Here is a 12,998-nt window from a genome sequence, read left to right as displayed (position 1 = left end):
CCCTCTCCTTGATAATCCTGGCGCCCGGTCATTAAATTGCCGCTGCGCGGTAAACCCCAGCTTATCCCCAACGTTCAGGGTCGTTCGCGATTCGTTCCCAACGATCGCTCTCTTTCGCTGCTCCCGGCAGCTCAACCCTGACTTATGGGGAACACTGGGGCAATTTATACCGGGGATAAGGTCAAAACCGGTTCAGCTTTTGACCTTAGCTTTTGACGTTGACCTTTGAGTCCGGCATAAATCGCCTCCGTTTTGACTGTAAGGCCGGGTCGAACCGTCGGGAACGGTGAGAGGTTGTGATCGCCGGGAGCGAGTCACAACCGACCCAAGGACTGAAAGGAAAAACGGAGGTTTACCGCAAAGCGGCGATTTAATCGCCGGGAGCCGGGATTGCGAAGGGTGCTGCGGTAGCACCCTTCGTACGTTCACCGGTTCGGGGAGTACAGATATCACGGAACCTTTAGTGAACGGAATCTTCCCGTAATGGCAGGAACCTTCCCTCAACGTTGTGTATAAGAAACAACCCCGGGGTGAGGGGAACAATGCTACGCCAAATGCTCCGCATGAAAACGCAGGTGGTCTTCTATAAACGAGGCAATAAAGTAATAGCTATGGTCGTAACCCGGCTGCACGCGCAGGGTTAGCGGCCAGTTTTTCTGACGTGCTACTTCAGCAAATTGCGCCGGTTGCAGTTGATCTGCAAGGAACTGATCCGCATCACCTTGATCGATAAGCACAGGAATGGCGTTGGAACTATCAGCCTGCATCAACAAGCAGCAGCTATCCCATTCGCGCCATTTCTCTTGGTCTGTACCTAAATAAGCATCAAAGGCTTTTTGGCCCCACGGCACGCGAGTTGGGTTCACGATCGGTGCAAAGGCCGAAACAGAGCAATAACGACCAGGATTTTTCAATGCGATGCTTAGCGCACCGTGGCCACCCATCGAATGCCCAAAGATAGAGGCTTTCTCACTGATGCTGAAGTTATCAGCAATCAACGCTGGCAACTCATCATTAATGTAGTCGTACATACGGAAATGGTCGGCCCACGGCTGTTCGGTGGCATTCAGGTAAAAACTTGCTCCCTGACCAAGATCGTAGCTTTCATTATTCGGTACATTTTCACCACGTGGGCTGGTATCAGGCATTACCAACACAATCCCTAATTCAGAAGCGACACGTTGTGCTCCGGCTTTGGTGGTGAAATTCTCATCATTGCAGGTCAAACCGGACAGCCAGTACAGAACCGGTGGAGGTGTGGTGCGTGGAGTTGGCAGAAAAATACTGAACGTCATCGGACATTTCAGTACTGCAGAATCATGGCGCCAGCGCTGTTGCCAGCCTTCAAAACATCGGTGTTCTTCGAGGAGTTCCATCCAGAGGTCCTTAATTTTACCCTTCATACTTCAAGCCGCATTTTTGTTGGCTTTCCTCGCTCACCCCAGTCACTGACTTATGTCAGCTCCAGGGGATTCACTGCGTCGCCGCCTCAATGCAACTCGAATTATTTTAGGTATATATTCAATGTGATTGAGGAATATTCACTTCTCCCCAGTCTAGCCATGCGGCATCATACTGGCAACGAAATCGCAACATTTGGGGTGATAGTGGCGGCACGTATCGCGTTGACTGGGTTTCTGGTGTTGGTGGTTGCAATGGGCATTGGCCGATTTGCATTCACACCACAAGTCCCATTAATGATAACTGAAGGGCAACTTACCTTAACCAGTGCGGGTTTGGTAGCAGCGATTAACTACCTCGGTTATCTGGCTGGCGCATGGGATGCCATGCGTGCACATCGGCGGGTAGAGTTGCGTTTGCATGCTGGTGTCTGGGGAGCAGTCATACTGACGCTACTTTCTGCTACCGTGGATTCAGCCTTGTGGCATGCGTTGATTCGTTTTCTGATTGGTTGTGCCAGCGGCTGGGCGATGGTGTTAATCGCCGCATGGAGCAATGAGCAGCTGGCACATTTAGGCAAGCCGGGGTTAAGTGCGGCGGTGTTCGCAGGACCGGGGGCGGGAATATTTGTCAGCGGGTTGTTGGCGGTGGCAATCCACAGTTACGGGTTGTCAGCAAGCAGTGCCTGGCTGGTTTATGGCGCTCTGGCGCTGCTGTTTATCCTGTTAATCGCCCGAAATTTGCCACGCAAAGGGGAGTTGCACCGCCCGGAAACGGCACCCGAGCCGCTGGTGTTAACACCACAACTCAAACGCCTGGTGTGGAGCTATAGCCTGGCCGGATTTGGTTACATTCTGCCCGCCACATTTTTATCGCAGATGGCGAGCGCACGCTTTCCTGGAAGCGCGTTTGCGCAGTTTGTCTGGCCGATATTTGGCGGTGCGGCGGTTTGCGGTATTTTGCTCGGCATTGCCGCGCGTCAAAAGCTGCAAAGCCATCAGCGCCTGGCGCTGGTTTTGTGGTTGCAAGCACTTGGGGTATTCGCCTCAGATATGATTCCCGGTATGGTCGGGCTGGTTTTAGGTTCGTTGCTGGTGGGAGGTGGCTTCTTATGTGCGGTGCAATTATCGTTGCAATATGGACGCGAACTGGCGCCAAAGCATACCCGTTACATGGCAGGATTACTCACTACCGGTTATGCCATGGGGCAACTGGTGGGGCCGATGCTGTCAGCATTATCGACTTCGCTTACCGGGCAACTTGAGCCTGCGTTATACGTAGCCGGCGTAGCATTATTGATTGGCGGCGGCCTCGTCTGGCGTAAAGAGTAAAGGTATTGACGATTTCAATAATTATCGTTCGCACTACTGGATTATGCGACCGTGCTCACGCACAATGAGCGCACACTTTGCCCCATGTAGGGCCGAGGTCAGTCACACCTGCAGGAGAAAACAACATGTCATCACTAAGTCCAGAAGCCGCATTGGTTCATGAAGCATTGGTTGCACGCGGCCTGGAAACGCCACTGCGCCCACAATTGCGTGAGCTTGATAACGAAACCCGCAAACGCGAGATTGCCGGGCATATGACGGAAATCATGCAGTTGCTGAATCTTGATCTCAGCGACGATAGCTTGATGGAAACCCCACATCGCATAGCTAAAATGTATGTCGATGAGATTTTCTCCGGCCTTGATTATGCCAACTTCCCGAAAATCACCGTCATTGAGAATAAGATGAAGGTTGATGAGATGGTCACCGTGCGCAACATTACGCTCACCAGCACTTGTGAACACCATTTCGTGACTATCGACGGTAAAGCGACAGTGTCTTATCTGCCGAAAGATACCGTGATTGGCTTGTCGAAAATTAACCGCATTGTGCAGTTCTTTGCGCAGCGCCCGCAGGTTCAGGAACGCTTAACCCAGCAAATCCTGATTGCACTGCAAACCTTGCTTGGTACCAACAATGTGGCGGTATCTATTGATGCAGTCCATTATTGTGTGAAAGCACGTGGCGTGCAGGATGCGACTAGTGCGACGACAACCACATCTTTGGGTGGATTGTTTAAATCCAGCCAAAATACACGCCAGGAATTCCTGCGCGCAGTGCGTCATAACTAACATTAATTAGGTAGGGTGTATGAGTAGAAACGTTACGCTGGATTTTGTCCGTGGCGTCGCTATTCTCGGCATCCTGCTGCTTAATATCGTGGCCTTCGGTTTACCGAAGGCTGCGTATCTCAATCCAGCCTGGTCCGGTTCCGCTACTGGTCACGATGCCTGGACGTGGGCGATTTTAGATCTCTTTGCTCAGGTAAAATTCCTCACCTTATTTGCTCTGTTATTTGGCGCGGGCTTGCAGATGTTGTTACATCGCGGCAAACGCTGGATTCAGTCACGTCTGACGTTATTAGTTCTGCTCGGTTTTATGCACGCTATTTTCCTTTGGGATGGCGATATTTTGCTGGCCTACGGTTTAGTGGGGTTGGTGTGCTGGCGTCTCATTCGTGATGCACCGGGTAATCGTTCATTGTTTAATACTGGCGTTATCTTGTATCTCACCGGTATTGGCGTGCTGCTATTGCTAGGTTTTATTTCCGGCGATACACCGAACCGCTCGTGGATCCCCGATGCTGCAAATTTGCAGTACGAGCAGTGGTGGAAGCTTAACGGCGGGACGGAGGCCATTAACAATCGCATCGATTTGCTCTCATCTAACCTTGTAGCTCTGGGCGCGCAATACGGTTGGCAACTGGCGGGGATGATGCTGATTGGCGCGTCATTAATGCGCAGTGGCTGGCTGCGAGGCGAGTTTAGTTTGCATCATTATCGCCGCATTGGCGTGTGGCTGATTGTGGTTGGGTTGCTAATTAACATTCCTGCGATTTATGCCCAGTGGCATCTTGGCTGGATGTATCGCTGGTGTGCTTTCTTGCTGCAAGCGCCGCGTGAACTAAGTGCACCGTTTCAAACTATTGGCTATGCAGCACTCGCATTTGGCTACTGGCCGCAGTTGTCGCGCTTGCGCCTGGTGAATGCAATAGCGCATGTCGGGCGAATGGCATTGTCGAACTATCTACTGCAAACAGTGATTTGCACTACCTTCTTCTTCCGCATGGGCTGGTTCATGAAGTTTGACCGCCTGAGCCTGTTGGGAATTGTGCCTTTTGTCTGGGTAATCAATATCTTATTCTCTATGCTCTGGCTGCGTTACTTCCGTCAAGGGCCTGTTGAGTGGCTCTGGAGACAACTAACCGCACGTGCTGCAGGGGTATCACTGAAGCATCCAGCAAGATAATGATATACATCACAAACGTTAACGATATGTATGTAACCGTTTTCATTGGTGTGATCATCCTCACGTAGTCATTCCCAAGTCGCTGCCAGAATAGCCACCTTGCCATATACAGGGTGTATTCATGAGACTAATTCCTCCTTCGCCTGGTGATAAATATGATCACCATTCGTGACGTTGCCCGAATCGCCGGCGTCTCCGTGGCGACCGTATCCCGTGTACTCAATAACAGCGCGCTAGTCAGCGCTGATACCCGTGAAAGTGTGATGCAGGCGGTGGCGCAATTGGGCTATCGCCCGAATGCTAACGCCCAGGCTCTGGCAACGCAGGTCAGCGATACAATTGGTGTAGTGGTGATGGATGTGTCCGATCCATTTTTTGGCGCATTGGTCAAAGCGGTGGATGTTGTGGCGCAAGAGCACAACAAATATGTGCTCATTGGCAACAGCTACCATCAGGAAGAAAAAGAGCGTCATGCCATTGAGGTATTGATTCGCCAGCGCTGTAACGCATTGATTGTTCATGCTAAAGCACTCTGTGATAAAGAGCTCGCCGAGTTCCTCGATCACATTCCTGGCATGGTGCTGGTTAACCGTATTGTGCCCGGATACGAGCATCGATGTGTCGGGCTTGATAATGTCAGTGGCGCTTTGATGGCGACTAGAATGCTGTTTAATCAAGGTCATCAGCGCATCGGATATTTGGCATCGAGCCATGCAATTGAAGACAACGCGCAGCGTCGGGAAGGATGGCTGCGTGGCATGAGTGAACAGGGGATTGTACCGCCCGAAAGCTGGGTGGGCGTGGGTTCACCCGATATGCAGGGTGGTGAAGCGGCAATGGTTGAGTTGTTAGGCCGCAATCTGCAACTCAGTGCGGTATTTGCCTATAACGACAGCATGGCAGCAGGTGCGTTAACTGCTTTGAAAGATAATGGCATTGTCGTGCCGCATCATGTCTCAGTGATTGGTTTTGATGACATTCCGATAGCACGTTACACCGATCCACAACTTACCACGGTGCGTTACCCCATTGTTTCAATGGCACGCCTGGCGACCGAACTGGCGTTACAAGGGGCGGCAGGAACGCTCGATAATGGTGCAACACACTGTTTTATGCCGACTTTAGTTCGTCGCCATTCTGTTGCTCCACGGCAAATTGCGGCACCGATCACTCTCTGAAAAAAGTCTTTTATGTAACCGGTTTCAATTTGTGAGTAAATTCACAGTTAATTAACAATGTGATGACTATGATGTCAGCGTCTTATCAGCTGAAACTATATGTAACGGTGACTAATCAGTTTACTTATAGGTATTCGGCAAAAAACTACCAATAAAAGCTGTTATGGAACGTTATTGAACACGGAAGAGTTTTTTAGAACAGAAAAATTTTCGGCATTCAGTAACGTTTTTGTAACAACGCTGCCTGCCTGAATACCCCTAAGAACTACCCTGCAAAAAAACCGGAGATACCATGAATAAGAAGGTTTTGACCCTGTCCGCCGTTATGTCTTGCATGTTGTTTGGCGCAGCCGCTCATGCAGCTGATACCCGTATTGGCGTGACCATTTACAAATACGACGATAACTTTATGTCAGTGGTTCGCAAAGCGATTGAGAAAGATGCAAAAGCTTCGCCAGACGTAGAACTGCTGATGAACGACTCACAGAATGACCAGTCCAAGCAGAACGATCAGATTGACGTACTGTTGGCAAAAGGCGTGAAAGCACTGGCAATCAACCTGGTTGACCCGGCTGCTGCTGGCACCGTTATCGAAAAAGCGCGCGGCCAGAACATTCCAATCGTGTTCTACAACAAAGAACCTTCTCGCAAAGCGCTGGATAGCTACGACAAAGCTTACTACGTCGGTACTGACTCTAAAGAATCAGGCATCATTCAGGGCGACCTGATTGCAAAACACTGGGCGGCTAACCCTGCGTGGGATCTTAACAAAGATGGTCAGGTTCAGTTCGTACTGCTGAAAGGCGAACCTGGTCACCCGGATGCTGAAGCGCGTACGACCTACGTTATCAAAGAGTTGAATACTAAAGGCCTGAAAACCCAACAGCTGCAGTTAGATACTGCGATGTGGGATACCGCTCAGGCGAAAGATAAGATGGACGCATGGTTGTCTGGCCCGAACGCTAACAAAATCGAAGTGGTTATCGCCAACAACGATGCGATGGCAATGGGTGCAGTTGAAGCGCTGAAAGCGCACAACAAATCTTCTATTCCAGTATTTGGTGTGGATGCCCTGCCAGAAGCGCTGGCACTGGTTAAATCTGGCGCAATGGCCGGTACCGTTCTGAACGATGCTAACAACCAGGCAAAAGCAACCTTCGACCTGGCTAAAAACCTGGCTGCTGGTAAGCCTGCCGCTGATGGCACTAAGTGGAAAATCGAAGACAAAATCGTTCGTATCCCATATGTCGGCGTTGATCAAAGCAACCTGGCTGAATTTACGGGTAAATAAGTCATACCGTGATTGCCGGGCGCAGATTTGCGCTCGGTATCAAACCTGATACTCAGTCGAATTAGGATACTCTTCAGATTTCGAGTTGCAGGTAGGCGGCCAGGGAGCTTATCCCCAGGAGCTTACATAAAGTAAGTGACTGGGGTAAGTGAGTGCAGCCAACACCCCTGCGGCTTGAAAGATGAAGAGTATGGAACCAGGTATAATTATGGTCGACAATAATACAAATCAGTCGTCGGAATATTTGTTGGAAATGACCAACATTAATAAATCATTCCCCGGCGTTAAGGCACTGGATAATGTTAATTTAAAAGTCCGTCCTCATTCTATTCACGCATTAATGGGTGAAAACGGGGCTGGTAAATCAACGTTATTAAAATGTCTTTTTGGAATCTATGCCAAAGATTCCGGCAGCATCCTTTTTCAGGGAAATGAAGTTAATTTTTCCAGCACTAAAGAAGCGCTGGAAAATGGTATTTCCATGGTGCACCAGGAACTTAACCTGGTATTACAACGTACCGTAATGGATAACATGTGGCTGGGTCGTTACCCAACCAAAGGTATGTTTGTCGACCAAGACAAAATGTACCGTGATACCAAACATATCTTCGATGAGCTGGATATTGATATTGACCCGCGCGCCCGCGTTGGTACGTTGTCAGTATCACAAATGCAGATGATCGAAATCGCTAAAGCGTTCTCTTACAATGCCAAAATTGTCATTATGGATGAGCCAACATCCTCACTGACAGAAAAGGAAGTTAACCACCTTTTCAAAATCATTCGTAAATTAAAAGAACGTGGCTGCGGCATTGTTTATATTTCTCACAAAATGGAAGAGATCTTCCAACTGTGTGATGAGATAACCATCTTGCGTGATGGACAATGGATTGCCACCCAGCCATTAGAAGGGCTGGATATGGACAAAATCATCTCCATGATGGTAGGGCGCTCTCTGAACCAACGCTTCCCGACAAAAGAGAACGTGCCGGGTGACGTGATTTTGGAAGTGCGTAATTTGACTTCGTTGCGTCAGCCTTCAATTCGTGACGTCTCCTTTGATTTGCATAAAGGGGAAATTCTCGGTATTGCCGGACTGGTCGGTGCGAAGCGTACTGATATCGTTGAAACGTTATTTGGTATCCGCGAAAAATCTGCCGGAACCATTAACCTGCACGGTAAAAAAATTAATAATCATTCGGCCAATGAAGCGATTAACCATGGCTTTGCGTTAGTAACTGAAGAGCGTCGCTCAACAGGGATTTACGCCTATCTGGATATTGGTTTTAACTCGCTGATTTCTAATATTCGCAATTATAAAAATAAAGTTGGTTTATTAGATAATTCACGCATGAAAAGTGATACCCAATGGGTAATTGACTCAATGCGTGTAAAAACACCTGGTCATCGTACTTCTATTGGTTCGCTATCTGGTGGTAACCAACAGAAAGTTATTATCGGGCGTTGGTTGTTAACACAACCTGAGATCTTAATGCTGGATGAGCCAACTCGCGGGATCGATGTTGGTGCTAAGTTCGAAATTTATCAGCTGATTGCTGAACTTGCTAAGAAAGGGAAAGGAATCATTATTATTTCGTCCGAAATGCCGGAGTTGTTAGGGATTACAGACCGTATTCTGGTGATGAGCAATGGTCTTGTTGCCGGAATTGTAGACACTAAAACAACCACGCAGAACGAAATCTTACGTCTTGCGTCAGTGCATCTTTGATAATTTAGGGGCTATTGAAAATGAGTGCGTTAAATAAGAAAAGTTTTCTAACTTATCTGAAAGAAGGCGGCATTTATGTCGTTTTGCTGGTGCTACTGGCAATTATTATTTTCCAGGATCCGACGTTTTTAAGTTTACTCAACTTAAGTAACATCCTGACCCAATCCTCGGTGCGTATTATTATTGCATTGGGTGTGGCGGGGCTGATTGTGACCCAGGGTACTGACCTTTCTGCTGGTCGTCAGGTGGGTCTTGCGGCGGTAATCGCGGCTACACTTCTGCAATCAATGGATAACGTCAATAAAGTTTTTCCTGAGATGCACAGCCTGCCTATCCCGGTGGTACTGCTTATCGTGTGCTCTATCGGTGCAGTCATTGGTCTGGTGAACGGAATTATCATCGCCTACCTGAACGTGACGCCGTTTATCACCACTTTGGGTACCATGATTATCGTTTACGGTATTAACTCCCTGTATTACGACTTTGTCGGAGCATCGCCGGTTTCTGGTTTTGAGTCGCATTTCTCGACATTTACGCAGGGCTTTATTGCGTTAGGTAGTTTCCGGCTATCCTACATTACGTTCTATGCGCTATTTGCTGTGATGTTCGTATGGGTGCTGTGGAACAAAACTCGCTTTGGTAAGAACATCTTCGCCATCGGTGGTAACCCGGAAGCGGCTAAAGTTTCAGGCGTTAACGTTGCACTGAACCTGATCATGATTTATGCGCTGTCAGGTGTGTTCTACGCCTTCGGTGGGATGTTAGAAGCAGGTCGTATCGGTTCTGCAACCAACAACCTCGGCTTTATGTACGAACTCGATGCGATTGCGGCGTGCGTGGTAGGCGGCGTGTCATTCAGCGGTGGCGTAGGTACGGTTGTAGGCGTAGTGACCGGTGTAATCATCTTTACGGTCATCAACTACGGTCTGACTTATATCGGCGTGAACCCTTACTGGCAGTACATTATCAAAGGCGCGATTATTATCTTCGCAGTAGCCCTGGACTCCCTGAAGTACGCTCGTAAGAAGTAATATTCATTGTTTTACCAAGACCCGCACAGCAAGCTATGTGCGGGTTTTTTTATGGACTTTGCCTGCCTCTATTTCTTATCTTTCTTCTGCAATTCCAGCAACTGCTCTGGCGTCACAGCCGGATAAGCTTGAGCATCTTCGGGGACTTCATACATGGCGGGTATAGGGACTAGCGGCCCAAGGAAACGCGGCTCACGCTTGAAGATATACAAATCTGCCAGCGCACCCAGACGCGCACCAAACTCTCTGATACGTACAGTCATCATATTTTTCGGTGAAGGAACGGCGTAACACTGCGCCTGAATCCCCATATGCAGGGCGATAAACAGTGCGCGTTCGCAATGGAAACGCTGAGTGATAATAATAAAATCATTGGTATCAAACACTTTGCGAGTACGTACTATCGAGTCCAGAGTACGAAAACCTGCGTAGTCCAGCACGATATCGGCAGGGTCAACGCCACCGGCAATAAGATCTTTGCGCATGGTCATCGGTTCGTTGTAACTCTGGAGGGCGTTATCTCCGCTTAAAAGCAGATAGTTCACTTTGCCGCTGTTATAAGCATTTAAAGCGCCCTGAATACGGAATTGATAGTACTGATTAATCACGCCAGTGCGGTAATACTTGGCGGTTCCCAGCACCACACCGACCTGACGGTACGGTAAATCCTGAAGTTCGTCGTAGACGTAAGGCGCTGTTTTCCAGCTTATCCAGCGGTCAAGACACAGCGCAGCTACCACAGCCAAGCCGATGATGACCAACAGGCTATAAAACAAGCGCTTCAACATGGACTTGCAGCTCAATAAAGGGATGAAATTTTATTCAAGGCTACTTTACCTGGTGGTTAAGAGCAAGATTCGTGGAGTTGGTTGAATTAAAATTCGCCAGAACGGGCGCATTTACGCCCGTTCTGTGAGTTTTAGCTCAGAAGTGCGCGGTCGATATTCAGGCAACCCAAAGCTTTCAGGGTCGCGGCCGTGGCATCCCATTGCGTCAATGGCGCATCAGCTTTCTCTGCAAGGATCGCTCGTTGAATTTCATTGTAGTCATAGCCTGAGAGGCTAAGCAGATTCAATGCAGCTTGTAGCGGAGGCAGGGAAGGGTTGAATGCTGCGTTCTCAGCATAACTTCCTTTGAAAATCGTTCCATCGCGCATTTCCAGTGCCACACCAGAAGGCGCGTTACTGTATGGCGCATGGCTGCGGTTTGCCGCTGCAATAGCCGCCTGACTTAGTTCATCACCGTGCAGTGCAAAGCCGTGGTCCATTGCATCAAGCAGTAATGTTTTGATTTCTAAATCGCGAGGGCCAAAGGCATCAGGCAAATAGTCGCCGAGGGTTGCAGGCTTACGACCTGGAAGGTTAATGCGCAGTGCCACGCCGCTGTTCAGTTCATTCATAAACTGGCGGCAGTGCCCACAAGGCGTGTAGTTGACGGTAATTGCAGCAAGGGCTTTCTCCCCGCGCATCCACGCATGGGTAATCGCGCTTTGCTCGGCATGAACGGTCTGCTGCATGGTGGAACCAAGAAACTCCATATTGCCGCCAAAATAGAGATTACCGCTTACGCCACGAGCCACTGCACCAACATAGAATTGAGATAAATCAGCACGAGCACAGGCGGCTGCAAGCGGCAGCAAAGCGAATGCCAGTGCATCGTCATCAAGGCCGGTCTGGGCTTTCAGTGAATCTACTTCCGTTGCACTAAACATTGCCGGGAAGTGAGAGTCAGCAATCAAGGGTTGCAAAGCGGCTTGCAAAGAAGCCGGGAGCTGTGCGAGAGCAGCCTGAAAACGTGAGCGCATAAGTAGTAGCCTCATAACAAGTAATTGAACCGCAGTTTACGGGTCTGTATGGGCTTTATATGTGATCTTTATCTAATTACAAATGCAACATATGAAATAAAGAACAAAATTGCGCGATCTCTCGCAAGTTTTAACCAAACACAGCCAAAATCACCGGGAATAAGAACGGAGCAACCAGGGAAGTGATGATGCCGCAAATTACCAACGCCAGTGAGCTAAATGCACCTTCCTGGAAATCCATCTCAGCGCAACGTGCGGTACCCAGCGCGTGGGAGGCCGCACCCATCGATAAACCGCGAGACGCTTTGGTTTTAATACCCATTAGATTCAAAATACTATGACCGAATACCGCGCCCAAAATCCCCACGAAAATCACGCATACGGCGCTAATTGCTGGGATGCCGCCGATACTGCCGCCAACAGCCATGGCAATAGGTGTTGTGACAGACTTAGGTAAGATTGACGCTGCGATTTGCGGTGTGGCACCCATTAATAATGCAACGGATGTACCGGTAATCATCGCCACCATGCTGCCAATAAAACAGATGGTGATAATGGATTTCCAGCGCGCACGAATCTGGTGAAGCTGTTCATACAGTGGGAACGCGAGGGCAACTACAGCCGGTTGCAGCAAATCGTTGAGCACTTTACTGCCGGCAAAATAGTGATCATAAGGCGTGCCGGTAAATACCAGAATAGGGATGATAACAATCATCGAAACCAGTAACGGGTTCAGCAGCGGCGACTTATAACGCATTCCGATTTGGCGGGCGAGAAAGAAAGTCACCACCGTTAAAGGTAAAGACCACCAGATATGATGCATCATTTTGTTTCGCCCTCACTTTCACCCACAACTTTACGTTCGCCGTGCACTAAATGAGAACTCCAGCTCACGATGACTAATACCACTAAGGTACTGATAAAACAGGAAACCACCACCGGGCCGAATTGCTGTTTAATCACATCGACATACTGCATAACGCCTACGCCAATCGGTACAAAGAGAAGCGCCATATAACGAATCAGCAGATGGCAGCTTGGCTTAACCCACTTGGCTGGCAGGATTTGCAGAGACAGCAAAACAAACAGAATTAACATGCCAATAATACTGCCGGGAATGGTGATTGGTAGCAGCGAAGAGATAGCAATGCCTGCATATAAACATATGTAAATTAATATAAAAGACCGCAGGTACTGCCAAATTACGGTGAGCAAGTTACGCATGGTGATTACCCTTTAATAAACGCATTCATCATACAATTAAA

12 protein-coding genes are annotated in these 12,998 nt (G+C 48.8%); 7 read left to right on the top strand and 5 right to left on the bottom strand.

What is annotated here, in order from left to right:
• Positions 1–545: 545 nt before the first annotated feature.
• A complete protein-coding gene (gene fghA / locus M977_RS04190; protein WP_064512468.1) occupies positions 546–1,376 on the bottom strand; it encodes an S-formylglutathione hydrolase in 831 nt (276 codons plus the stop codon).
• A 231-nt stretch (positions 1,377–1,607) separates the two neighbouring features.
• On the opposite strand from fghA, the gene M977_RS04185 reads away from it, so the two are divergent.
• The 7 genes from M977_RS04185 to mglC all read left to right on the top strand — a co-directional run bounded on the left by M977_RS04185 (position 1,608) and on the right by mglC (position 9,929).
• The gene (locus M977_RS04185) at positions 1,608–2,732 is read left to right on the top strand and encodes a YbfB/YjiJ family MFS transporter (RefSeq protein ID WP_064512488.1); all 1,125 of its coding nucleotides are present in this window, start codon (positions 1,608–1,610) and stop codon (positions 2,730–2,732) included.
• A gap of 125 nt (positions 2,733–2,857) precedes the next feature.
• Positions 2,858–3,523, top strand: a complete 666-nt coding sequence (gene folE, locus M977_RS04180; protein ID WP_064512467.1) for a GTP cyclohydrolase I FolE — start codon at positions 2,858–2,860, stop codon at positions 3,521–3,523.
• A 19-nt stretch (positions 3,524–3,542) separates the two neighbouring features.
• Positions 3,543–4,700 carry a DUF418 domain-containing protein YeiB gene (yeiB, locus tag M977_RS04175; protein ID WP_064512463.1) on the top strand — a complete coding sequence of 386 codons (1,158 nt, stop codon included), beginning with the start codon at positions 3,543–3,545 and terminating at the stop codon, positions 4,698–4,700.
• Positions 4,701–4,855: 155 nt separating this feature from the next.
• Entirely contained in the window at positions 4,856–5,878 is a 1,023-nt protein-coding gene (gene galS, locus M977_RS04170; RefSeq protein WP_064512461.1) for an HTH-type transcriptional regulator GalS, read from the top strand.
• A gap of 292 nt (positions 5,879–6,170) precedes the next feature.
• Positions 6,171–7,169 (top strand): galactose/glucose ABC transporter substrate-binding protein MglB, encoded by a 999-nt coding sequence (gene mglB / locus M977_RS04165; protein WP_064512459.1) that lies wholly within the window; start codon positions 6,171–6,173, stop codon positions 7,167–7,169.
• A 208-nt stretch (positions 7,170–7,377) separates the two neighbouring features.
• On the top strand, positions 7,378–8,898 hold the full coding sequence (mglA, locus tag M977_RS04160) for a galactose/methyl galactoside ABC transporter ATP-binding protein MglA (RefSeq protein WP_064512457.1): 1,521 nt from the start codon (positions 7,378–7,380) through the stop codon (positions 8,896–8,898).
• 20 nt (positions 8,899–8,918) lie between these two features.
• Positions 8,919–9,929 carry a galactose/methyl galactoside ABC transporter permease MglC gene (mglC, locus tag M977_RS04155; RefSeq protein ID WP_064512455.1) on the top strand — a complete coding sequence of 337 codons (1,011 nt, stop codon included), beginning with the start codon at positions 8,919–8,921 and terminating at the stop codon, positions 9,927–9,929.
• A 68-nt stretch (positions 9,930–9,997) separates the two neighbouring features.
• On the opposite strand, the gene sanA is transcribed toward mglC, so the two are convergent.
• From sanA to M977_RS04135, 4 genes are all read right to left on the bottom strand, one after another.
• Positions 9,998–10,717 (bottom strand): outer membrane permeability protein SanA, encoded by a 720-nt coding sequence (gene sanA, locus M977_RS04150; RefSeq protein WP_064512454.1) that lies wholly within the window; start codon positions 10,715–10,717, stop codon positions 9,998–10,000.
• Positions 10,718–10,848: 131 nt separating this feature from the next.
• Entirely contained in the window at positions 10,849–11,733 is an 885-nt protein-coding gene (cdd, locus tag M977_RS04145; protein ID WP_034458639.1) for a cytidine deaminase, read from the bottom strand.
• A gap of 130 nt (positions 11,734–11,863) precedes the next feature.
• On the bottom strand, positions 11,864–12,559 hold the full coding sequence (locus M977_RS04140; RefSeq protein ID WP_064512453.1) for a CidB/LrgB family autolysis modulator: 696 nt from the start codon (positions 12,557–12,559) through the stop codon (positions 11,864–11,866).
• Complete coding sequence (locus M977_RS04135; protein WP_064512448.1) at positions 12,556–12,957, bottom strand: CidA/LrgA family protein; 402 nt, start codon at positions 12,955–12,957, stop codon at positions 12,556–12,558. The genes M977_RS04140 and M977_RS04135 overlap by 4 nt, the downstream gene beginning before the upstream one ends.
• Between the last annotated feature and the right edge of the window lie 41 nt (positions 12,958–12,998).

The organism is Buttiauxella gaviniae ATCC 51604 (assembly GCF_001654835.1).
Lineage (GTDB): Bacteria > Pseudomonadota > Gammaproteobacteria > Enterobacterales > Enterobacteriaceae > Buttiauxella > Buttiauxella gaviniae.
The sequence above is the reverse complement of the archived record's forward strand: the minus strand, read 5'-3'. Positions and strand labels throughout refer to the sequence as shown.

Excerpts from the sequence above, each read along its gene's own strand:
- fghA (WP_064512468.1), bottom strand. The coding sequence starts at position 1,376 with ATGGAACTCCTCGAAGAACACCGATGTTTTGAAGGCTGGCAACAGCGC.
- folE (WP_064512467.1), top strand. The coding sequence starts at position 2,858 with ATGTCATCACTAAGTCCAGAAGCCGCATTGGTTCATGAAGCATTGGTT.
- yeiB (WP_064512463.1), top strand. The coding sequence starts at position 3,543 with ATGAGTAGAAACGTTACGCTGGATTTTGTCCGTGGCGTCGCTATTCTC.
- galS (WP_064512461.1), top strand. The coding sequence starts at position 4,856 with ATGATCACCATTCGTGACGTTGCCCGAATCGCCGGCGTCTCCGTGGCG.
- mglB (WP_064512459.1), top strand. The coding sequence starts at position 6,171 with ATGAATAAGAAGGTTTTGACCCTGTCCGCCGTTATGTCTTGCATGTTG.
- mglA (WP_064512457.1), top strand. The coding sequence starts at position 7,378 with ATGGTCGACAATAATACAAATCAGTCGTCGGAATATTTGTTGGAAATG.
- mglC (WP_064512455.1), top strand. The coding sequence starts at position 8,919 with ATGAGTGCGTTAAATAAGAAAAGTTTTCTAACTTATCTGAAAGAAGGC.
- sanA (WP_064512454.1), bottom strand. The coding sequence starts at position 10,717 with ATGTTGAAGCGCTTGTTTTATAGCCTGTTGGTCATCATCGGCTTGGCT.
- cdd (WP_034458639.1), bottom strand. The coding sequence starts at position 11,733 with ATGCGCTCACGTTTTCAGGCTGCTCTCGCACAGCTCCCGGCTTCTTTG.
- M977_RS04140 (WP_064512453.1), bottom strand. The coding sequence starts at position 12,559 with ATGATGCATCATATCTGGTGGTCTTTACCTTTAACGGTGGTGACTTTC.
- M977_RS04135 (WP_064512448.1), bottom strand. The coding sequence starts at position 12,957 with ATGCGTAACTTGCTCACCGTAATTTGGCAGTACCTGCGGTCTTTTATA.